This window comes from Nocardioides sp. 503 (genome assembly GCF_004522095.1).
GTDB lineage: Bacteria > Actinomycetota > Actinomycetes > Propionibacteriales > Nocardioidaceae > Nocardioides.
Window position 1 is genome coordinate 63,514 of sequence record NZ_SPUI01000008.1, and the last position, 21,787, is coordinate 85,300.

The window sequence follows — 21,787 nt, forward strand, 5'->3', positions numbered from 1 at the left end:
CCCGGTCCGAGGAGCCCGGCCCCGACCGGGCCGGGCTCCTCGGTCGCTCAGGACCGGCAGTCCGGCTCGGGGTGCGCCACGTCCTCGCCGACCGGGTAGGCCACCACCGAGTCGACCGTGGTGCCCGCCGGCAGCGGGTGGTAGAGCTGCATCTGGATGCGGCGGGGCACACCCGGCGCGAAGCACGTCCACCGGCCCGACACCACGGCGATGAACTCGCCGTCCGGCCCGTCGAGGAACGCCTGCGCGATGGCCTGGCGCACCGGGCTCGCGGGCGTCGTGACGTCGGCGACGACCACGGCGCCCAGGGTGTTGGCGGTCAGCGCCACCGGGGCGCCGCGCATCGCCGGGACCGGCTCGGTCTTGCCGCTGCGCCAGGCCACGTCGCGGTAGTTGACCTCGACCTCCGCCACCTGCCCGGCGTCGACGCCCACGTCGAAGTAGAAGCCGTACTCCGCGTCCGGCTGGAGGTCGTAGACCGTGCAGCAGGTGCCCTTCTTCTCCGACGAGGTGGACGAGCCCACCGTGACGCCGTCGGCGTCGCGCGCCACGAAGACCGCGGTCGCGTGGCGCAGGGTGCGGTCGCCGGGGTTGCGCACGACGACCGAGAGCATGCCGTCGACCTCGCCCCACGAGACGGTCTCCAGCAGCGGGGACACGAGCTTCTCGGACAGCTCAGGATCGGTGACCTGCTCGCCGGAGAGCTGGGCTGCGATGTCGGAGCATCCGGACAGGGCCACGAGGCCGACCATCACTCCCGCGATAGCCATGACGAAGCGTCTGCGCATCGATCCCCCCGGATTCGTCGGCTGCCGGAAATGCCCCGGCGCGCCTATCCTAGGCGGGTACGTCGCGACGCGGGGACCGGTCCTCGGTCCGACGATCCGCACGCACGCTGCGACACGGTGGGGGGACCACATGGCACGGGGGGCACGTTCGGCGCTCGAACCTGCCCTCCCCACCCCTGACGGCACCCCCGGCGACGCGTCCGGCGCCGCCGCACCCGCGGCTCCGCACTGGACCGTCGGGGACCGGCTCGCGGCCTTCGCCGTGCTGCTCCCCGCCGCCCCAAACGGGCCGGTCGTGCTGGCGGTGACCGACGAGCTGACCCCGCACCTGCTGGCGGCCTACCCGGGCGCGACGGCGCTTCCCGCGGACTGGTCCGCCGGTGACGACGCCCCGGTGGCCGCGGGCCTGGTGGTCGTCGACTCCCGCGCCCACGACCCCGAGCACGTCCGGCCCCTGCTGGCCGGCGACGGCGTCCTCGCCGTGCTGGGCGAGACCGGCGACCACGTCGTCCACCCGAGCGCCGAGAGCCCGGAGGTCCTCTGGCGCCGCGGCTGGCCGGTCAACGTCACCAGCGGCCCCGTCCCGTGGCTGCGGCGACGGGTCGCCCTGGCCATCGGGCGACCGGCCTCCGCGCCGCGGCTGAGCCTCGCCGGGCCGTCCCTGCCCACCCTGGCCGACGAGGTGATCCGGGACCTCGAGCGCGCCACCGGCGTGCCGGGTCGGCTCGTGGGCGTCGCGACGGCCGGCCACGCCGTCCTGCGCGTGCGCCGGCCCGACGGCGACGTGGCCGTGCGGGTGTCGGTCACCGACCCGGCCCGAGACCGCGACGCCGACAACGACCGGGCCACCCAGGTGCTCGAGCAGGTCCCGGCGATGGCGCCGTACCTGCCGACCGTCCTGGCCCGTGGACGCACCCACGAGCGGCCCTGGGTCGCCACCGAGTGGACCCCGCGGCGACGCGGTGCCCTCACCTGGCCCTGGCCCAGCCCGGAGCAGCAGTGGCAGGTCGCCGACGACGTCGCCCAGGTGCTCTCGGCCCACGTCACCGGCGCGACCGGTCCCGGGTGGGCCGACACGTGGGGCGGGGCGGCGGCCGTCGTGCCGCCCGAGCACCAGGAGCGCTGGACCGCGGTGCTGCGCGACCTCGAGGGCGGGCTCCCGACCACCTGGTGCCACGGCGACCTCTGGCCCGGCAACGTGCTCATCTACGGGGCGACCCGCACCGTCATCGACTGGGACAACGCCTCGCCCGACGCCCCGCAGGGGATGGACGACCTGCTCATGCCGGCCCTGCGCAGCGCCGGTGACTCCGCACAGCTGCCCACCGAGCAGATCCTCGCGCTCGTCGACGACGTCGAGCCGCTCGCCGACACCGTCGTCGCCGGCCGTCGCTGGGCCGACTGGGACCGGCCGAAGCGCCTCGCGCTGGCCGTGGCCGCCGTCGTGCTCTACCTGCGCAACCGCTCCCTGCACGACCTGGGCGAGGAGACGCTCGCGCGCCACCTCGCCGCCGTCGACGCGGCCCTCGTGCCCGGTGCCGCGGACCCCGGGCACCCCGAGGACCGCGTGGACGCCGCGGGCGGCAGCGAGCCGCCGACGACGTCCGCGGAGGCCGGTCGCACCGCCCGCGGCGCGCTGTGGCTCGCGACCAACGGCGTGGCGGTCAAGGGCTCCCAGACGATCGTGCTGCTCACGCTCGCGGCGATGCTGGCGCCCTCGTCGCTCGGACTCGTCGCGCTCGGCACCCTGGTCGCCAACATCTCCCTGGTCGTGACCAGCCTCGGCACCGCCTCCGCGCTCGTCTACTGGCGCGGTGACGTCCAGCGCGCCGCCCGCACGGCGGTGACCGTGGGCGCCGCGATGGGTGCGGTCCTCGCGGGGATGCTCTGGCTCGCGGCACCGTGGCTCGCCGGCGCCCTGCACGCCGAGGACGGCGGGGCGGCGGTCATCCGGGGCCTGACGGTCACGCTGCCGTTCGTGTCGGTCGCCGCGGTCACCAACGAGCTGCTGCGCCGGCGGCTGGAGTTCCTGCGGCGCATCATCCCCGACACCGTCTCCTCGATGGTCGGCGCGGCCGTGGCGATCGTCCTGGTGACGCAGGGGAGCGGCGTGATGGCGCTCGTGGTCGGCCAGGTCGTCCAGGCGGTCCTCACCCTGCTGCTCAGCTGGGTGGTGCACCCGCCGGTCCTGCCCGGGTGGAACACCCAGGACGCGCGCGGCCTGCTGTCCTACGGCGGTCCCTACGCCGGCGCCAACCTGCTCGAGCTGGTCCAGCTCAACGTGGACTACCTGATCGTGGCCCGAGTGCTCGGGGCGGTGGCCCTGGGCCAGTACTCCCTCGGCTTCCGCCTGGCGTTCATGCCCTACCTGATGATCGTCGTGGTCACCACCGGCGCGGCCTTCCCCTACCTGTGCCGCATGCGCGGCCAGGACCTCGGCCGGGCGGCCACGGTCGTGATGACCGCGACCCTCACCCTGATCGCCCCGCTGTGCGTGGGCCTTGCGGTGTTCTCCGACCACCTGGTGCTGCTCGGCGACAAGTGGGCCCCCGGCGTCCCGGTGGTCGGCTGGCTGGCGCTCTACGCCGCGCTGCTGAGCGTCGGGCAGCTCGTGCAGACCTCGCTCAACGCGGCCGGCCGGCCGGGCGTCTCGATGCTGCTGCGCCTCACGCACCTCCTGCTCCTGCTGGGCACCCTGCTGGCCGTGGCGCACCGCGGCATCACCGCGGTCGCCGTGGGGCAGGTGGCGGCGGCCACCGTGGTGTCGCTGGTGGCCCTGGTGCTCGCGCGCGTCTTCGTCAGCGGCTTCTCCCTTCGCCGGCTCGCGCTGTCGCTGCGTCCCGCCGCCACGGGCGCCCTCGTCATGACCGTGGTGGTCCTGGCCGTGCGCCAGGTGTTCCCGGTCGACCAGCCGTCCCTGCTGAACCTCCTGGTCGTGGGCACCATCGGCGTGCTCGCCTTCGCGGTCCCCGTCTGGGTCCTGGACCGCGAGCACCTGCGCGACGCCGGGCGACTGCTCCGGAGGCCGTCATGAGACCCGAGGTCCGGGTCCTGGGCAGGGCCCTGAGCCCCTTCACGGCCGCGGCCCGGCGACTGCGCCGGGACTGCGGGCTGACCCTCATCGGCTGGCACCGCGTGGACGACCACTGCGGCGACCTGTCGACCCCGGTGAGCGCGTTCCGCCACCACCTCGACGAGCTCGAGGCCTGGGGGGCGCGGGTGCTCGCCCTGGACGAGGCCGTGGCGCGGCTCGACGCGGGCACCCTGCCGGACCGCGCCGTCGCCCTGACCTTCGACGACGGCTACGCGAGCGTGGTGGAGGTGGCCTGGCCGCTGCTGAAGGAGCGCGGCTTCCCGGCCACCCTCTACGCCGTCTCGGGCTACCTCGGCGCCGACCGCCGCCTGCCCTGGGACCTGGGACAGCCCGACCACGACGGGCTGCGGCTCGTCAGCGCCGACGAGCTGGTGGCCGCGGCCCACGACGGGCTGGACATCGGGTCCCACACGGTGAGCCATCCCTGGCTGCCACGCCTGGGCACGCGCGAGCTCCGGCGCGAGCTGGTCGAGTCCCGCACCGCGCTAGAGGACCTGCTGGGCCGCCCCGTCACCTCGGTGGCCTACCCGACCGGCGGCTGGGACCCCGGCGTACGCCGTGCGGCCCAGGAGGCCGGCTACGTCACGGGCATCACCGTGGACCGCGGCCTCAACACCGCCCGCACCCCGAAGCACTCGCTGCGCCGGGCCTTCGTGCCGCACGACCCCCGCGACCTCCGTCCGCTGCTGGACGGCGGCTACACCGTCCTGCGCCCGCTGGACACCATGCGGCGCCAGGAGACCCCGTGGTGACCACGGCGCCCGCGACCCGGACCAGCAGCCGCGGTCTCGTCCTCGGCGCGCTCGTCGCCGCCCCCGTGCTCGGCCTGCTGGCCGGCTTCGCGCCGATGGCCGCGCTCGTCGGCGTGATGGCGCTCGTCGTGGTCGTGGCCCTGCTGCTGCGCATCGAGTGGGCGGCCCTGGCGGTCGTGGGCACGGCGGTCTTCGAGGACTACCTCGTGCCGGTCGACCCCCGCGTGATGAAGGGCCTCGCCCTGCTGCTCGTGGGCGCCTGGCTCCTGCGCCGCTGCCTGGGCCGCCTGCACGACGGCGGTCGCAACCCGGTCCTGGTCTGCGCGCTGGCCTTCGTGGCCGTGCTGCTCGCCGCGACGGCGCTGCACACCAACGGCCAGGCCAGCATCGACGTCCTCCTGCGCTACGCCGGCTTCCTCGCCGTGCTCGCGGTGCTCACCGACGTCATGCGCGCCGGCCTCCCTCCCGCTCGGGTGGCCCGGGTCTACGTGCTCTCCTGCGCGGTCGCCTCGGCCTGCGGGATCGCGGAGTACATCATGGGCGAGGACCGGCGCGTGGGCGGTCCCATCGGGGACCCCAACGACCTGGCGTTCTTCCTGTTGGCCGGGCTGCCGCTGGCCTTCGCGCTGCGCGGCTCCGCGCGCCGCCCGTGGGTCTACGACCTGGCCGCGGGCGTCATCCTGCTCGCCGTGCTCGGCACGCTCTCGCGAGGTGCGCTGCTGGGGCTCGCCGTGGTCGCCGTCGCGGCGCTGCTGATGGGCCTGGTCCGGTGGAAGGTGGCCCTCGGCTTCGGCGCCCTCTCCGTCGTCGCGCTGCTGGTCGTGCTGACGGCCTTCCCCCAGCTCATCGAGACCAGCCTGTCGCAGAAGGAGCACGTCGCCGGCCAGAACGTCTCCGAGCGCCTCGACCTGTGGCAGTCCGCGGGCCGCATGACGCTGGAGAACCCGGTCCTCGGACTGGGACCCGGCTCGTTCAGCCAGCAGCACCGCGACTTCGCCGACTCCCTGCCGCTCAACATCAACCACACCCTCGACGTCGCCCACAACACCTACCTCGAGGTGTCGTCCGAGACCGGGCTGCTGGGCCTGGTCGTCTTCCTCGCCATCCTGGTGACCGCCTACCTCGGCGCCTGGTCCCACTGGCGGCGCACGCGCGATCCCCTCGGGGGCGCGGTCTGCGTGGCCCTGCTGGGCACGGCCGTCGCGGCGGCGTTCGTCACCGAGCAGTACTTCCTGCCGCTCTGGCTGCTCGCGGCACTGGGGGCGGCCCTCGGCGCGACCGGCGCGACCGGGGTGCCCGCCGCGCCGGAGCAGGAGTGAGCGGCGTGCGCGTCGTCCAGCTGCTGACCCAGCGGGCCGGGGGACCGGTCGACCACGCCGTCGACGTGGCCGTCGGGCTCGCCGGTCGCGGCCACGAGAGCCACGTCATCGGACCCGAGTCCGACGGGACGGCGCGAGCCCGAGCGGCCGGCGTGACCTGGCACCCCCTCGAGATGGCCACCAAGAAGGATCTCGCCGGCGGCGCCGGGGTGGCGCGACGCCTCGTCTCGCTGCGTCCCGACGTCGTCCACCTGCAGGACCGGCGCGCCGGCTGGGTGGGGCGCCTCCTGGCCCGCAACCTAGGCGGGGCCGGGGTCGTCTACACCCTGCACGGGGTGGCCGACGGGCTCTCGGACCTGGTGCCCGGCAACGCGCTCGCGGCCCCCCGGCGGCGCCGCGACCGCCTCTACTACCTCGACGGCGAGCGGGCCGTGACCCGCTGGAGCCGCGCCCGGGTCGTCGTGCCGAGCACGGCCGTGGCGCGCTTCGCGCTCGACCACGTGCGGCTCGACCCGGCGCGGGTCGACGTCGTGCCCAACGGCGTGGACCCGGTCCGCTTCGCGCCCACCCCCGCCTCCGCCGGTACGCCGTCGCGCCCGCCCACCGCGCTCTGGCTGGGGGTCCTGGGCGAGGTCAAGCGGGTCGACGTCCTGCTCGACGCCGCCGAGCGGGTCCCCGACCTGCGCCTCCTCGTGGCCGGCGACGGCCCGCTGCTGCCCGACGTCGAGCGTCGGGTCGCCCAGGCGGGGCTCGCCGGTCGGGTCTCGCTCCTGGGGCGACTGCACGACCCGGCCCCGGTGTTCGCCCGTGCCGACCTCTTCGCGCTCACCTCGGCGGCCGAGAACTGCCCGCTGGCCCTGCTGCAGGCGATGTCCTGCGGTCTCCCGGCCGTGGCGTCGGCCGTCGGTGGCGTGCCCGAGGTGCTGCGTGACGGCGTGGACGGCGTGCTGTGCGCCGCCGGCGACGTCGCCGGGTTCGCCGAGGGCCTGCGCACGCTAGCCGGGGACCCGTCCGGTCGCCGCCGGATGGGGGAGTCGGCCCGCGCCCGCGTCCTGGACGGCTACACGATGGACCACTGCCTGGACGGCCTGCTGGAGAGCTACGCGAAGGCCCGGTCGTGCGCGCGCTGATGGTCGTGGCCGAGCTCGGCTCGGGCGGCGCCGAGACGATGGTCGACGACCTCGCCCGCGGGCTCACGGCCGCCGGCGACGAGGTCACGGTCGTCAGCAACGGCGGCTGGCGGGCCGACCTGCTCGCCGCCGACGGCATCGCGACGCTCACCGTGCCGCTGCGCGCCCGTGACCCGCGCTCGCTCCTGCGGGCGGTGCTGGGCATCCGGCGCGAGCTTCGCCGGCGTCCGGTCGACGTGGTGCACGCCCACAACGTGCGAGCCGCCCTGGCCGCCCGCCTCGGCCTCGTCCGGGTGGGTCGGCGACCGCGGCTCGTCTGCACGGTCCACGGACTCGCGGACGACGACTACCCGCAGGCGGCCCGGCTGCTGGGCCGCTGTGCGGACGTGGTGGTCGCGGTCTCCTCCGATGTGCGCGACCGGCTCGTGGGCGCGGGGCTCGACGGGGGGCGGGTGCAGGTCGTCGAGAACGCCACCGCGGGGGTGGCACCTCCCGAGCGTGCCGTCGCCCGGCGCGAGCTCGGGCTGGACCCCGACCGCCCGGTGGTGCTCTGCGTCGCGCGCCTGGCGGCGCCGAAGCGTCACGACCTGCTCGTCGACGCCTGGTCCCTGCTGCCCGGCGACGCCCAGCTCCTCGTGGCCGGCGACGGACCGGAGCGTGCCGGCGTGGCCCGTCGCGTCACGGACGCCGGCCTCGCCGACCGGGTGACGCTGCTGGGGGACCGGCGCGACGTCGACCGGCTGCTGGGCGCCAGCGACGTCCTGGTGCTGGCCAGCGACCGCGAGGGGCTGCCGGTGAGCGTGCTCGAGGCGATGTCGGCGGGGGTCCCGGTCGTGGCGTCCGCGGTGGGCGGCCTGCGCACGCTGGACGCCGCGACCGTCGAGCTGGTGGCCCCCGGCTCGGCCTCCGAGCTGGCTCGAGGCGTCGCGCGGGTGCTCGACGACCCCGTGCGGCGTGAGGCGATGCGTCGCGCCGGCCGGGCGCTGTGGGAGGAGCGGTTCACGTCGGCGGCGATGCTGGCGGCCTACCGCTCCCTCTATGCCATCCGCACTGGTTAGCCCGGTGGCGCACCGTCGCGTAGGCTGGGGAGTGCTCGATGGTCTGGTCCACCGGCACGCAAACCGGTCGGGGACTGATCCTCGTGCACGTGTGTGTCTCACACGGGGGGCAGTACGGCCGGAGTCCCCTCCGGTCGGCTAGGGGATGTACCGGCACGAGTGAGGATGACCAGTGGAGCTGCGTGACATCGGGGGGGCGCTGTGGCGCCAGAAACTGCTCGTGGTGCTGATCCTGGCACTCACGGGTGCGGCGGTGACCGCCGGCCTGATGGCCGCGCCGAGGGTCTACACCTCCACCGCGACCGTCGCCGCCACGGCGGCGCCTGAGAGCACGACCAGCAGCGAGGACCTCAACGACCTGCGCGGCACCCTCGGGGAGATCGCCAACTCGCGCGCGGTCCTCGAGGACGTGCGGGCCCGGCTGGACGTCGACCGCTCGCTCGAGCAGCTGCGCAGCTCGATCAGCGGCATGTGGGTCGACGGGACGATCCTGGTCCAGATCACGGTCGAGGACCAGGACCCCGAGAGCGCCGCCAAGATCGCCAACATCGTCGCCGACGTGCTGCCGCTGCACGACCCGAGCAACGGCGCCTTCCTCTTCAGCACCAGCAACCCCGCGCAGCCCCCGGCGACGTACTCCAGCCCCAACCTGCTGCTCGGCATCGGCGTGGGGGCGCTCCTCGCGGTGATCCTCGCGGTCGCCGCCGCGCTGCTGCGTGACCGACGGTCCCGCAACGTCGACGGCCCCGAGGTCATCGCCGAGGTGGCGGTCGCCCCGGTGCTCGCGCAGGTGGCCGCGCCGCGCGACCCCACGACCCTGCCCGCCCTCTACCCCGGCACCAGCGCCGCCGCCGTCTTCCGGCAGCTGCGCATCGCGCTGGAGGCCGAGGCCAGCACCGACCCGGTCAGCCGGGTCGTCGTCACGGGTGTGACCAGCGCCGACGTCAACGTCTGGCTGGGGGCCAACCTGGCGATCTCGCTGGCCAACGTCGGGCGCAAGGTGCTCCTGGTCGACGGTCGCATGGGCGAGCGCCACGGCAAGCCGATCGTCGGCGGACCCGACACCGCGGGACTCTACGACGTGCTGACCGGCGCCGACCTCGACTCCGCGCTCAGTCCCGGCCCGGTCGGCCAGCTCACCGTGCTGCCGTCGGGCAGCTGGGGCGGGGAGCCCACGGAGACCCTCATCGAGACCCGGTTCGCCGCCACCATGGACCAGATGGCCGCCCGCTTCGACGTGGTCGTGGTCCTGGCGCCGCCGCTGGACGTGTGCGACGACGCCCGGGTGATGGCCATGGGCGGTTCGATGCTGCTGGCCGTGCCCGAGGGCGCGGTGTCCGCCGACCAGCTGCGGACGCACGCCGAGCGCGTGCGCACGGTCGGGGTCCGGCTCCTGGGCATCGTCCTGGTCACCCGCCGCGCCGAGCGGGTCCCCGGCTGAGCCGGGGACCGGTCGCCCCGCGCGTCCTGCACGTCTCGGCGCCCACCACCGAGGGCGTCGCCCGGGTCGCCCTGGACTACGTCCGCGACCAGGTGGCCCGCGGCTGGGACGTCACGCTCGCCTGCCCCGACACCGGCTGGCTGGGGGCCGAGGCCGCGGCCGTGGGAGCCCGGGTGCTGACCTGGCGGGCCCGTCGTGCCCCGGGGCCCCGCCTCGTGCACGAGACGGCCACGCTGTCCCGGGTCGTGGCCGCGAGCCGGCCCGACGTCGTGCACCTGCACAGCGCCAAGGCGGGCCTGGCGGGCCGGTTGGTCCTGCGCGGGCGGGTGCCCACCGTCTTCCAGCCCCACGCGTGGTCGTTCCTGGCCGCGTCCGGGCCCGTGCGGGCCGGCTCGCTCGCGTGGGAGCGCCGGGCGGTCCGGTGGACCACTGAGCTGGTCTGCGTCAGCGAGGCCGAGCGGGCGCTGGGGGAGTCGCACGGCGTCGTGGCCGCGACGACCGTCGTCCCCAACGGCGTCGACCTGGCGCAGCTGCGACCGGGCGGCCCGGCCGACCGGGCGTCGGCGCGGACGTCGCTGGGGCTCCCTGAGGGCCCCACGGTCGTCTGCGTGGGCCGCCTGGCGCCCCAGAAGGGGCAGACCGACCTGCTGGCCGCCTGGCCGCAGGTGCGGGCGCTGGTCCCCGGGGCCCGGCTGGTCCTGGTCGGTGACGGACCCGACCGCGCCGAGCTCGAGGGGCGCGCGGGAGAGCTGGCGGGCGTGAGCCTGGTCGGGACCCGGCCCGACGTGGCGTCCTGGCTGACGGCGTCCGACGTCGTCGCCGTGCCCTCGCGGTGGGAGGGCATGGCGCTGGTGCCGCTGGAGGCCATGGCCACCGCTCGCAGCGTGGTCGCCACCGACGTCACCGGCGTGGCCGACAGCGTGCCCGTCTCAGCCGGCGCCGTCGTACCCGCCGGCAGCCCTGCCGCGCTGGCCGACGCCCTCGCCCTCAGGCTGCTCGACCCGGCGCGCGCCACGGCCGAGGGCCTGGCGGGCCGGGCGCACGTCGAGGCGCACCACGACGCGACCCACGCCGCGCGGGCCGTCGCCGAGGTGACTAGGCGGCTCGCCGCTCCTCGGTCGCCGGGGACGTGAGCGCGAGGACCTTGGTCCGGGACCCGGGAGCGCGCAGCACGGCGCGCACGGTGCGGACCATGATCTTCACGTCGCCCCACAGCGACCAGTTCTCGATGTAGAAGTTGTCGAAGCGCACCCGGTCGTCGATCGAGGTGTCACCGCGCAGGTCGTTGACCTGGGCCCACCCGGTCATGCCGGTCTGCACGCGGTGCCGGTCCTCGTAGCGCTCCTGCGACCGCGAGAACTCGCGGACGAAGTGCGGCCGCTCGGGTCGCGGGCCCACCAGGCTCATGTCGCCGCGCCAGACGTTGGCCAGCTGCGGCAGCTCGTCGAGGCTCGTACGGCGCAGGAAGCGACCGATCGGGCCCAGCCGGTCGTCGTGGTCGATGTTCCAGGTCGTCGCGCTCTCCTCGGTGGAGGCCGGCTTCAGGGAGCGGAACTTGAACAGGGTGAAGGTCCGCCCGTGCAGGCCGACGCGGGTCTGGCGGAAGATCACGCCCGGACCGGTCTCGACCCGGACGGCGAGCGCGATGATCGCCAGCACCGGCGAGAGCAGCACCATGGCGACCGAGGAGATCAGCACGTCACCGACGCGCTTGAGGAACATCGTGCGCGAGCGCAGGGCGCTGCGGCGCAGCCGCATCACGGCGACGTCGCGGACGACCTCGGTGCGGCGGTGCCGGTCGACGCCCATCATCTCGAAGAAGCGGGGCACGACGAAGACCTGGCGGTCGGTCTGCACGCAGCGGCGGACGACGTCGATGGTGTGGTGGTCCGGCGGACCGGGGAAGGCGAAGACGACGTCGTCGACCCCCAGGTCGACCATGGCTCGCTCCAGCGAGTCGATGCCGCCCAGCAGCGGGACAGGCAGGTCGCGCGCGTGCAGGTCGGGAGCGCAGTCGATCATGCCGACCGGGGTCAGGCCGTACTCGCGGTGGGCCAGGAAGGCCTCCGCGAGGCGGCGACCCACGACGCCGGAGCCCACGATGATGACCGGGTGAGCGGCCCGGCCGCTGCGCCGCAGGGCGTGCGCCGCGGTGTAGACGGCGGTGCGCAGCACCACCAGGAGCGCGAACATGGACGCCGCGAACAGCGCCAGCACCGACCAGGCAGGTCGTCCGCCGAGGCCCCCGAGGGGAGCGACGGCGACCAGGACCAGCGCGGCCACGGCGGCGCCGAGGGCCAGCTTGGGCAGCTCCTCCAGCACCGAGAGCACCAGCCGCGAGCGGTGCAGGTCGCTGGCGCGGCTGACGAACATCGCCGCCAGCGCGGCGCCTGCGACGGACGCGGCGCTCACGTGGTCGCGGACGACGAGCGCGGCCAGGACGACGGCCAGCGGGTCCACGAGCGTGAGCAGCGGACGGATGCTCGTGAGCCACGGCATCAGGTCGATCGGTCGTGCGTTCATGCGGTATCCCCCCCAGGATATGACCTCGCTTTGGCCCCTGGCAGGCGCGGGCAGAGGCCCGCGCCCCCCAATACATCCACCAGGGAGCCATGCATGGTCCGAACTGACCAAGATGCATAGTCATTTCGAACTAGTCACGTCTAGTCAACAAGATCGCGACGCTGTTGTCACATCGAGGTCAACGGCGCAGGTCAGGCGAGGTCACGGCCGAGGGGGCGAACGTGGCCCACCACACATCTGAGAGGCTCCGGGACGTGGTGTCGCCGCTCGATCTCCCCGCGGGCGTGCAGGCGTTCGCGGCGCGGGGCCCCCTCTGGGGTGCCTTCGTCGACGCGCTCCCGCGACTGCTGCGCGACCTGCTGGCGGAGTGGGACCTGGTGCTCGACGGGCCAGCGACTCACGGGCGCACCGCGCTCGTGCAGCCGGTCCGCGCGGACGGGGTCGCCGCCATGCTCAAGCTCGCCTTCCCCGACGACGAGAGCGAGCACGAGGCCCTGGCCCTGCAGCACTGGCACGGCCGTGGCGCTGTCGCCCTCCTGCGTGCCGACCCACGGCGCCGGGCGTTGCTGCTCGAGCGACTGGGCGTCGGCGACCTCACCGACCTGTGGGACCTGGAGGCGTGCGAGGTCGTGGCCGGTCTGTACGGACGGCTGCACCTCCCGGCGCCGCCGCAGCTGCGCACCCTCACGTCGTACGTCGAGCGGTGGGGGGCCCGCCTCGGCGCGCTGCCCCGCAGCGCACCGGTCCCGCGCCGGCTGGTCGAGCAGGCGGTCTCCCTCGGCCGGGACCTCGTGGCGGACCCGGCGAGCGTCGGGACGATGGTCCACACCGACCTGCACTACGCCAACGTGCTGGCGGGGGAGCGCGAGCCGTGGCTGGCCATCGACCCCAAGCCGATGAGCGGTGACCCGCACTACGAGGTCGCCCCGCTGCTCTGGAACCGCTTCGACGAGCTCGCCGGCGACGTCCGCGGGGGAGTGCGGCGCCGCTTCCACGCGACGGTCGACGCCGCGGGCCTCGACGAGGACCGGGCCAGGGACTGGGTCGTGGTGCGGATGCTCCAGAACGTCCAGTGGGAGCTCGAGGCCCGACCGGGGGCACCTGACGACGAGTGGCTGACGACCTGCCTCGCGATCGCGAAGGCCGTCCAGGACTGACCGGGCCGACGCGGCAATCCGATGGCGGTCGCCGGCGAGCGACAGGGACAATGGGGCATGGCCCTTCTGCGCTCGCTCAACGTCGGTCGGCCCCGCGAGGCGACGTGGGCCGGCATCGGCCGGACGTCCATCGACAAGCAGCCGGTGGCCGGCCCCGTCGAGATCGGCCTCTACGGCCCGGCCGGCGACCAGGTGTCGGACACCCGCCACCACGGCGGCCTCGAGAAGGCGGTCTACGCGTTCGCGCGCGAGGACCTCGACTACTGGGCCGAGCAGCTCGGCCAGGAGGTCCGCGACGGCCAGTTCGGGGAGAACCTCACCACCGTCGGCATCGACGTCAACGAGGCCCAGGTCGGGGAGCGGTGGCGGGTCGGCGACGCCGTCCTCGAGGTGACCACGGTCCGCAACCCGTGCAACGACTTCAAGATGTGGATGGGTCGCTCGGGCTACGACAACACCGCCTGGGTCAAGCGCTTCGCCGAGGTCAGCCGGCCCGGGCCCTACCTGCGGGTGGTCGTGCCCGGCACCGCCAGCGCGGGCGACGACATCACGGTCGTCCACGAGCCCGACCACGGCGTCACCGTGTCGACGATGTTCCGCGCGCTCTACCGCGACCCCACCCTGCTGCCCGAGCTCCTGCGCGTGGACTCCTTGAGCGAGCAGGCGCGCGCCAAGGCCGACGCCTACGTCGCCAACACGCGGCTGTGAGGCTGCTGCCCGAGGATCCCGCCGTCCGCAGCATGGCGGCGGCGACCCTGGTCAACACCACCGGCAACGGCATCTTCTTCACGCTCAGCGCGCTGTACTTCACCCGCATCGTCGGCTTCTCGGTCGTCGAGGTCGGGCTGGGCCTGAGCATCGCCGCCGGCGTCGCGCTCTTCGCCGGCATCCCCATCGGGCACCTCGCGGACCGCCGCGGCCCGCGCGAGGTCCAGGTGGCGCTGGTGCTGATGATCGCGGCCCTGGCGGCGCTCTACCTGCTCGTCACCGAGTGGTGGCAGTTCGTCGCGCTGGCGACGGCCATCGCGGTGCTCGACCGCGGGTCCGGCGCGGTCCGGGCGGCGCTGATCGCCGGGCTCGTCCAGGGCTCCGACCGCGCGACGACGAAGGCCTACCTCCGCTCGGTCACCAACGTGGGCATGACGGTCGGCACCGGGATCGCGGCCATCGCCCTGCACTTCGACACGCGCGAGGCCTACCTCGCGGTGATGTACGTCGACGTGGCGACGTACGCCGTGACGGCGCTGCTCATGACGTCCGTGCCGCACGTGCCGCCGCGACCGGCCGGCGAGGCGCTGCACATGCTCAGCGCGCTGCGCGACCTGCCGTTCGTCGCGGTCGTGCTCGTCAGCTCGGTGCTGACCATGCACTACTGGATCCTGGAGCTGGCGATCCCCCTGTGGGTGGTCAACGAGACGGAGGCGCCGCGCGCCGTGGTCGCCGTGCTGCTGGTCATCAACACCGTCGCGGTGGTCGTGGCGCAGGTGGCGGTCGCTCGGAGGGTGGTGACCCTGGACGCCGCCGTCCGCGCGACGCTGCTGTCGGGGCTGCTCTTCCTCGGCGCGTGCGCGATCCTCGGCGTCAGCGGCGGGGTGTCGGCCACGCTGGCCGTGGTGCTCCTCGTCGTCGGCTCCGTCGTCCTGGTGGCGGGGGAGCTGTGCCAGGCCTCCGCGTCGTTCCTGCTGGGCTTCGAGCTGCCTCCGGAGGAGGCCATGGGTCAGTACCAGGGGGTCTGGGGGATGGGCTTCTCGATCAGCTCGTTCCTGGCGCCGACGGTGATGGCCCTGCTGCCCCTCGCGCTGGGGCTGACCGGCTGGCTCCTGCTCGGCGGAGTGCTGCTCGCGGCGGCCGTCGCCACCCGCCCGGCCGTGGCCTGGGCGAGCGGTGCGCAGGAAAGCCGGCTCGCCGGTCGGTCGCCTACCCGCGGGTAGCCGAAGTGATCTAGGTTACTCCGCAACACACCCGTCTCGGCTTCACCCAGGAGTGGCATGCCCGTCAACCACGACACGACCTTCGTCGACAACCTTCCTCAGAACGTGGCGGTGCAGTTCCTCGACCGGGTGGCCTCCTCGCCCGGCTCCGAGGCGTTCCGCTACCCCCGTGGCGACGACTGGGAGTCCGTCACGTGGGAGCAGGCCGGCACGCTCGTACGCCGCCTGGCCGCCGGGCTCCTCTCGCTCGGCATCGAGCCCGAGCAGCGCGTGGGCATCGCCTCCGGGACCCGCTACGAGTGGATCCTGGCCGACCTGGCCGTCATGTGCGCCGCCGGCGCGACGACGACGGTCTACCCCACCACCAACGCCGAGGACACCGCCTACATCCTGGGCGACTCCGAGTGCCGGGTGGTGTTCGCCGAGGACGACGAGCAGCTCGCCAAGCTGCGCGAGCACAAGTCCGAGCTCCCGCACCTCGCCAAGGTCGTGACGTTCGACGGTGCCGCCGACGGCGACTGGGTCATCACGATGGACACGCTCGCCGAGCTCGGCGACGCCCACCTCGCCGAGCACCCCGACGTGATCGAGACGACGGCCAAGAGCATCGCCCCGACCCAGCTGGCGACGCTGATCTACACCTCCGGCACGACCGGCCGGCCCAAGGGCGTGCGGCTCAAGCACGAGTCCTGGGTCTACGAGGGCTCCGCGATCAAGGTCCAGCACATCCTCGACGAGAGCGACCTGCAGTTCCTGTGGCTGCCGATGTCGCACTCCTTCGGCAAGGTCCTGCTCTCCGCGCAGCTCGCGTGCGGCTTCGCCTCCGCCATCGACGGCCGGGTCGAGAAGATCGTCGAGAACTGCGGCATCGTGAAGCCGACGTTCATGGGCGCGGCCCCGCGCATCTTCGAGAAGGCCTACGGCCGGATCCAGACCATGCAGGCCGCCGAGGGCGGCGCCAAGGAGAAGATCTTCCACAAGGCCTTCGAGGTCGGCCTCAAGGCCGACCGGCTCAAGCGCGAGGGCAAGTCCGTCCCGCTGGCGCTGCGGCTCCAGCACGGCCTGTTCGACAAGCTGGTCTTCAGCAAGGTCCGCGAGCGCTTCGGTGGCCGGGTGCGGTTCTTCATCTCCGGCTCGGCCGCCCTCAACCAGGAGATCGCCGAGTGGTTCAACGCCGCCGGCATCGTCATCCTCGAGGGCTACGGCATGACCGAGAACTCCGCGGGTGCGACCGTCAACCACCCCGAGGAGAACCGCATCGGCACCGTCGGGCGCGCGCTGCCCGGCAGCGAGGTCAAGATCGGCGAGGGCGACGAGGTGCTGCTGCGCGGCCCGCACGTCATGGACGGCTACCACAACCTGCCCGAGGAGACCGCCAAGACGCTCACCGACGACGGCTGGCTGCGCACCGGCGACAAGGGCAGCCTCGACGCCGACGGCTTCCTCACGATCACCGGCCGGATCAAGGACCTCTTCAAGACGTCCGGCGGCAAGTACATCGCCCCGTCGGCGATCGAGTCCAAGTTCAAGGCGATCTGCCCCTACGTCAGCCAGTTCATGGTGTTCGGCAACGACCGCAACTTCGTCGTCGCGCTGGTCACCCTGGACCCCGACGCGATGGAGGGCTGGGCCGCCGAGAACGGCCTGGCCGGCAAGTCCTACTCCGAGATCGTCCGCTCGGAGAGGGCCCACGAGATGGTCAACGGCTACGTCGAGGAGCTCAACGGGCGCCTCAACCGCTGGGAGACGATCAAGAAGTGGGAGATCCTCGACCACGACCTGACCATCGAGTCCGGCGAGCTGACGCCCTCGATGAAGGTCAAGCGCAACGTCGTGGAGGACAACAACAAGGAGCGCATCGCGTCGTTCTACAGCTGACGGGCTCCTGAGGGGCGTCCCCACGGGGCGCTGCGGGCCGGGTGGGAGGATGGAGGCGTGCCGTCCGTCCTCCCCGCTGGTGAACCGGTGCCGGTGGACGGGTCCCTCCCGGAGTCGGCCCTCACGGGCCTCGGGCAGCGTCCCTTCGGGTTCTACGTGCACGTGCCCTTCTGCCGGGTCCGCTGCGGCTACTGCGACTTCAACACCTACACCGCCGACGAGCTCGGCCCCGGCGCGTCGCGGGCGACGTACGCCGCCTCGGCGGTCGCGGAGGTCCGGCAGGCGCGCCGCGTGCTCGGCGACGCGGACGCGCCGGTCGGCACGGTGTTCGTGGGCGGCGGCACCCCGACCCTGCTCAGCCCCGGCGAGCTCGGGTCCGTCCTGGGGGCCGTCCGCGAGGAGTTCGGCCTGGACCCCGACGCCGAGGTCACCACGGAGGCCAACCCCGACAGCGTGACGCCCGCGGACCTGCAGCGGCTGCGCGAGCAGGGCTTCACGCGCATCTCGTTCGGGATGCAGTCCGCCGTGCCCCACGTGCTGGCGGTGCTCGACCGCACGCACGACCCGGCCCGGGTGCCCGACGTCGTCCGCTGGGCCCGTGAGGCCGGCTTCGAGCAGGTCAGCCTTGACCTGATCTACGGGACGCCGGGGGAGTCCCTCGACGACTGGCGGCGCAGCCTCGACGAGGCGCTGGCCTGCGGACCCGACCACGTGTCGGCGTACTCCCTCATCGTCGAGGACGGGACCGCCCTGGCCCGCCGGGTGCGGCGCGGCGAGCTGCCCATGCCCGACGAGGACGACCTGGCCGACAAGTACGACGTGGCCGACGACCGGCTGACCGCCGCCGGCCTGGGCTGGTACGAGGTGTCCAACTGGGCCCGCGACGACGCCGCCCGCTGCCGGCACAACCTCGGCTACTGGACCGACGGCGACTGGTGGGGCGTCGGCCCGGGCGCGCACTCCCACGTGGGCGGCGTGCGGTGGTGGAACGTCAAGCACCCGGCGGCCTACGCCGACCGGCTGGCCTCGGGTGCCAGCCCGGCCCACGCACGCGAGGTGCTCGACCCCGAGAGCCGCCGGGTGGAGCGGGTGCTCCTGGAGCTGCGGCTGCGCGACGGTCTCGACCCGCACGTGCTCGACGAGGCCGGCCGCCGCGCCGTGCCGGTCCTCGTGCGGGACGGCCTGCTGGAGGCAGGGACGAAGCGCCTCGTCCTGACCCGGCGCGGCCGGCTGCTGGCGGACGCCGTGGTGCGCGACCTCCTCCCTTAGGGTGCTGCCATGACCCAGGGCCCCGAGAACCCGTACGACCCCTACCAGCAGCCGGGCGGCGAGCCCTCCGGGCCGCCCCAGGGCGCTCAGCCCTACGGCACGCCGCCACCGCCGCCCTACGGCCAGCCCCAGCCCTACGGCCAGCTGCCCTACCCGGGCTACCCCGGAGCCGCCCCGATGGGCATGCCGGGCGCGCCCTACGGCATCCACCCGGTGACCGGCATCCCGTTCTCCGACAAGCAGAAGATCGTCGCCGGACTCCTGCAGATCCTCGTGCCCTTCGGCATCGGCCGCTACTACATCGGCGACACGGGCATCGGCACCGCCCAGCTCCTGGTCACGATCTTCACCTGCGGCATCGGCGGCCTCTGGCCCTTCATCGACGGCATCATCATGCTCTCCACGGACAGCAAGGACGCCAACGGCCTCATGCTCCGGTAGGCCTGTCTCCCGGTGGTTGAGGAGGGACGAAGTCCCGTCTCGAAACCACTGTCCCGGACGCAGGTCAGCGTCTCCGAGTTCGTGGCCGGGTTTCGAGACGGCTCGCTCCGCCCTCGCAGGCTCGGTCGGAGCCGAGCCACCTCAACCTCGTCGCCGGTCAGCTCCGCCTTCGCAGGCTCAGTCGGAGCTGGCGACGAAGTCGATGAGCTCTTCGACGCGGCCGAGGAGCGCGGGCTCGAGGTCGTCGTAGGACTGCACGCGCGACAGGATGTGCTGCCAGGCGCGGGCGATGTCGGCCTGGTCGTCGGCGGGCCATCCGAAGTGCCGGCAGACGCCCTTCTTCCACTCGACGTCGCGCGGGATGGTGGGCCAGGCGGCGACGCCGATGCGGTCGGGCTTGACGGCCTGCCAGACGTCGACGAACGGGTGGCCGACGACCAGCACGTGCCGGCCGACGGGCGAGGCGGCGACGTCGGCGGCGATGCGGCTCTCCTTGGAGCCCGGGACCAGGTGGTCGACGAGGACGCCGACGCGGCGCTCGGGCCCGGGGCCGAAGTCGCGGAGGTGGGCGACGAGGTCGTCGACGCCCTGGAGGTACTCCACGACCACGCCCTCGATGCGCAGGTCGTCGCCCCAGACCTTCTCGACGAGCTCGGCGTCGTGGCGGCCCTCGACGAAGATCCGGCTGGCGCGGGCGACGCGCGCGCGAGCGCCGGGCACGGCGACCGACCCCGAGGCGGTGCGGGTGGGCGCGGCGGGCGCCGAGCGGCGTACGGGGGCGGTGAGGATGACCGGCTTGCCCTCGAGCAGGAAGCCGGGCCCGAGCGGGAACGTACGCCGGCGGCCGCGGCGGTCCTCCAGGGTCAAGGTGTGCAGGTCGCGGTCGACCGCGACGATCTCGCCCACCCAGTCGGTGGTGACCTCCTCGACGACGCTGCCCAGGTCGGCGGGCGCCTCGACGGCGCGCCCGCGCTGGGGCTTGCGCCAGTCGCCGGACAGGACGTCGGTGCCGTATCGGTCGCTCACCCGACTGACGCTAGAGGCGGCGACCGACCTGGGGTGGTCTGCCGCGCCGGGATCAGCCGTCTTGTGACTCTTGCGACCCCGCCGAGGTGCCGTCCTCGCCGAGCTGCTCGGCGTCCTTGCCGCCGTCCAGCAGGTCGTCGACGGTCTCGTTGTCGTCGAGGCCCTCCGCGAGCGGGTTGTCCTCGCCGGGCTGGAGGTCCTCGGGCAGCTTGTCGTCGGACACCCCGACGGTGCTCTCGTCGGTGGGGTCGGTCTGGGATTCGCTCATGCCTCGAACGTAACCCGCGTCAGGCCAGCGGCAAACGTCGTTCGCCCGGGCCCAGCTGCGCGTACCCGCGTCGTACGGCGTCCGCGAGCGCCTCGCGGGGGAAGGGCCACTCCTCGGCGGTCGCCAGCGCGTCCTCGGGCCGCACCCCACGACCGGCGAGCTCGCGGATGGTCTCGGCCACCAGCCCGACCTGGTTGCGCTGGGTCTCCACGAACTCCCGGTCGACCGCGGCGCCGTGGCCGGGGACGACCACGCTCGCGGACGTGGTGAGGCCCAGCAGGATGTCCAGGGTCCAGGGCCACTCGAGCGGGTAGCAGTCGGCGCCGAAGCCGGGCACGCCACCGGTGGCGGCCGACTCCTCGACGAGGTCGCCGGCGAGCAGGACGTCGCAGTCGGGGACGCGCACGACGAGGTCTCCGGCGGTGTGGCCGCGCCCGGGGTGGACGAGCTCGACGAGGCGGTCGCCCAGGTCGAGCACGACCGCGGAGGAGAAGGTGTGGTCGGCGGCGACGACCTCGGTGGCGACGACCTCGTCGCGGTGCGGGTCGTCGGGGTCGTCGCGGTAGAGGCCCTTGACCCGCTCGCCGGCGGGGACCGTCCGCTCGGCGGCCGTCTCGTGCGCGTGGATGGGGATGGCGCCGTAGGCGGTGCGGAACTCCTGGTTGCCGAAGGTGTGGTCGAAGTGCTCGTGGGTGTTGACCACGCCGGTGACGTCCCCGACGCCGAGCGCGCGGACGTCCTCCAGGACCTGCCGCGCGGCCAGCGCCGAGGCGTGGGTGTCGACGGCCAGCAGCCCGCCCGACCCGCGGACGAGGGTGACGTTGACGTCGAACCAGTCGTAGCGGGCGACCCAGACGCGGTCGGCTACCTCGAGGAATGCCACGCCGCCCAATGTAGGCGTCGGGACGCGCTCAGCAGAGGCCGGAGTGCAGCTCGCGGCGCAGGAGCTCGCCGAGCTCCTCGGTCGTGGACGCGGCGGTGGTGAACCTCAGCTCGCGCGTGTGGGCGCCGTCCGGGTCGACCCAGTGCACCTGCACCCCGTCGGGACGCAGGTCCGACAGCGCGACGCCGACCACCTGGGAGAGCCCGGTGCCGCTGGTCGTGGCCACGGCGCGGCGCAGCTCCTCCTGGTGGCAGTGGTTGGCGTGCTCCACGGACCGCTGGAGGTAGCCGCGGTTGAGGCGGTGGTCGGGGGAGCGGAACGGCGCCAGCGGCACGCGATACTGCTGCTCGGGCCGGCTGTCGGTGCGGGCGAGCAGCGCGAAGGTGAGGGAGAGCTCGACGATGTCGCGTGCCTCGCCGCAGCACCCGCAGTCCTCCCGCGCCGTCGCGCGCAGCGTGCCGGCGAGGGTGAGCGTGGCCTGCCGGTCGGGGGATCCCGGAGCGCCCAGGCCGCTCTCCAGGGTGAGCAGGGCGCTGGCGCCGATCCGGGCGGCGGTGGCGAGGTCGCTGCCGGGCACGCAGGAGAACGTCGGGGTGCCGTCGAGGTCCTGCATGCCCAGGTCGGCGGTCCCGGCCAGGACGTCCTCGACGCCGTCGACCACGAGGTTCACCCCGGCCGGGCAGGCCAGGATGCTGCGGGCGGCGGCCGCCAGGCGGCGCGGCTCGTCGAGGGCGGCGAGATGGGTGGTGTCCGACGTCATGGGCGCTCCTGGAGGTGAGGTAAGGCAACCCTAACTCATCGCGTCGGGAGCGGGGAGGGCGTGGCGCGA

19 protein-coding genes are annotated in these 21,787 nt (G+C 74.0%); 13 read left to right on the forward strand and 6 right to left on the reverse strand.

Annotated elements, in window-relative coordinates; translation table 11 throughout:
- Positions 1-47: 47 nt before the first annotated feature.
- A complete protein-coding gene (locus tag E4622_RS19545) occupies positions 48-770 on the reverse strand; it encodes a hypothetical protein (RefSeq protein ID WP_134741834.1) in 723 nt (240 codons plus the stop codon).
- Between the two features lie 148 nt (positions 771-918).
- Between E4622_RS19545 and E4622_RS19550 the strand changes: the two genes are divergently transcribed.
- The 7 genes from E4622_RS19550 to E4622_RS19580 all read left to right on the forward strand — a co-directional run bounded on the left by E4622_RS19550 (position 919) and on the right by E4622_RS19580 (position 10,715).
- Positions 919-3,822, forward strand: coding sequence for an oligosaccharide flippase family protein (locus E4622_RS19550; protein ID WP_134741836.1), 2,904 nt, complete (start codon positions 919-921; stop codon positions 3,820-3,822).
- Positions 3,819-4,634, forward strand: a complete 816-nt coding sequence (locus E4622_RS19555) for a polysaccharide deacetylase family protein (protein ID WP_134741837.1) — start codon at positions 3,819-3,821, stop codon at positions 4,632-4,634. The genes E4622_RS19550 and E4622_RS19555 overlap by 4 nt, the downstream gene beginning before the upstream one ends.
- The gene (locus E4622_RS19560) at positions 4,631-5,953 is read left to right on the forward strand and encodes an O-antigen ligase family protein (RefSeq protein WP_134741839.1); all 1,323 of its coding nucleotides are present in this window, start codon (positions 4,631-4,633) and stop codon (positions 5,951-5,953) included. The genes E4622_RS19555 and E4622_RS19560 overlap by 4 nt, the downstream gene beginning before the upstream one ends.
- A 5-nt stretch (positions 5,954-5,958) precedes the next feature.
- Positions 5,959-7,083, forward strand: a complete 1,125-nt coding sequence (locus E4622_RS19565; protein ID WP_167736161.1) for a glycosyltransferase family 4 protein — start codon at positions 5,959-5,961, stop codon at positions 7,081-7,083.
- On the forward strand, positions 7,071-8,141 hold the full coding sequence (locus tag E4622_RS19570; RefSeq protein WP_134741842.1) for a glycosyltransferase: 1,071 nt from the start codon (positions 7,071-7,073) through the stop codon (positions 8,139-8,141). The genes E4622_RS19565 and E4622_RS19570 overlap by 13 nt, the downstream gene beginning before the upstream one ends.
- Positions 8,142-8,313: 172 nt before the next feature.
- Positions 8,314-9,582 (forward strand): polysaccharide biosynthesis tyrosine autokinase, encoded by a 1,269-nt coding sequence (locus E4622_RS19575; protein ID WP_134741843.1) that lies wholly within the window; start codon positions 8,314-8,316, stop codon positions 9,580-9,582.
- A 26-nt stretch (positions 9,583-9,608) separates the two neighbouring features.
- Positions 9,609-10,715, forward strand: a complete 1,107-nt coding sequence (locus E4622_RS19580; RefSeq protein WP_280633785.1) for a glycosyltransferase — start codon at positions 9,609-9,611, stop codon at positions 10,713-10,715.
- On the opposite strand, the gene E4622_RS19585 is transcribed toward E4622_RS19580, so the two are convergent.
- Positions 10,678-12,105 (reverse strand): sugar transferase, encoded by a 1,428-nt coding sequence (locus E4622_RS19585; protein WP_134741845.1) that lies wholly within the window; start codon positions 12,103-12,105, stop codon positions 10,678-10,680. The two genes, E4622_RS19580 and E4622_RS19585, sit on opposite strands and share 38 nt — an antisense overlap.
- A 254-nt stretch (positions 12,106-12,359) precedes the next feature.
- Between E4622_RS19585 and E4622_RS19590 the strand changes: the two genes are divergently transcribed.
- From E4622_RS19590 to E4622_RS19615, 6 genes are read left to right on the forward strand one after another with little or no spacing between them, the layout of a single operon-like run.
- Complete coding sequence (locus E4622_RS19590) at positions 12,360-13,262, forward strand: aminoglycoside phosphotransferase family protein (RefSeq protein WP_134741846.1); 903 nt, start codon at positions 12,360-12,362, stop codon at positions 13,260-13,262.
- Positions 13,263-13,319: 57 nt separating this feature from the next.
- Positions 13,320-13,970 (forward strand): MOSC domain-containing protein, encoded by a 651-nt coding sequence (locus E4622_RS19595; protein WP_134741848.1) that lies wholly within the window; start codon positions 13,320-13,322, stop codon positions 13,968-13,970.
- Complete coding sequence (locus E4622_RS19600) at positions 13,967-15,193, forward strand: MFS transporter (RefSeq protein ID WP_134741849.1); 1,227 nt, start codon at positions 13,967-13,969, stop codon at positions 15,191-15,193. The genes E4622_RS19595 and E4622_RS19600 overlap by 4 nt, the downstream gene beginning before the upstream one ends.
- 57 nt (positions 15,194-15,250) lie before the next feature.
- A complete protein-coding gene (locus tag E4622_RS19605; protein WP_134741851.1) occupies positions 15,251-17,071 on the forward strand; it encodes an AMP-dependent synthetase/ligase in 1,821 nt (606 codons plus the stop codon).
- Between the two features lie 57 nt (positions 17,072-17,128).
- A complete protein-coding gene (gene hemW, locus E4622_RS19610; RefSeq protein WP_134741853.1) occupies positions 17,129-18,340 on the forward strand; it encodes a radical SAM family heme chaperone HemW in 1,212 nt (403 codons plus the stop codon).
- A gap of 9 nt (positions 18,341-18,349) precedes the next feature.
- Entirely contained in the window at positions 18,350-18,781 is a 432-nt protein-coding gene (locus tag E4622_RS19615; RefSeq protein ID WP_134741855.1) for a TM2 domain-containing protein, read from the forward strand.
- Between the two features lie 177 nt (positions 18,782-18,958).
- On the opposite strand, the gene E4622_RS19620 is transcribed toward E4622_RS19615, so the two are convergent.
- Genes E4622_RS19620 through E4622_RS19635 form a run of 4 tightly spaced genes read right to left on the reverse strand, consistent with a single transcriptional unit; the run spans position 18,959 to position 21,718 of the window.
- Positions 18,959-19,807: a DUF3097 domain-containing protein gene (locus tag E4622_RS19620; RefSeq protein ID WP_134741857.1), complete on the reverse strand. Its 849-nt coding sequence runs from the start codon at positions 19,805-19,807 to the stop codon at positions 18,959-18,961.
- A gap of 52 nt (positions 19,808-19,859) precedes the next feature.
- Positions 19,860-20,075, reverse strand: a complete 216-nt coding sequence (locus E4622_RS19625) for a hypothetical protein (protein WP_134741859.1) — start codon at positions 20,073-20,075, stop codon at positions 19,860-19,862.
- Between the two features lie 19 nt (positions 20,076-20,094).
- Positions 20,095-20,958, reverse strand: coding sequence for an MBL fold metallo-hydrolase (locus E4622_RS19630; protein ID WP_134741861.1), 864 nt, complete (start codon positions 20,956-20,958; stop codon positions 20,095-20,097).
- 28 nt (positions 20,959-20,986) lie between these two features.
- Positions 20,987-21,718 carry a hypothetical protein gene (locus tag E4622_RS19635; protein ID WP_134741863.1) on the reverse strand — a complete coding sequence of 244 codons (732 nt, stop codon included), beginning with the start codon at positions 21,716-21,718 and terminating at the stop codon, positions 20,987-20,989.
- Positions 21,719-21,787 lie beyond the last annotated feature (69 nt).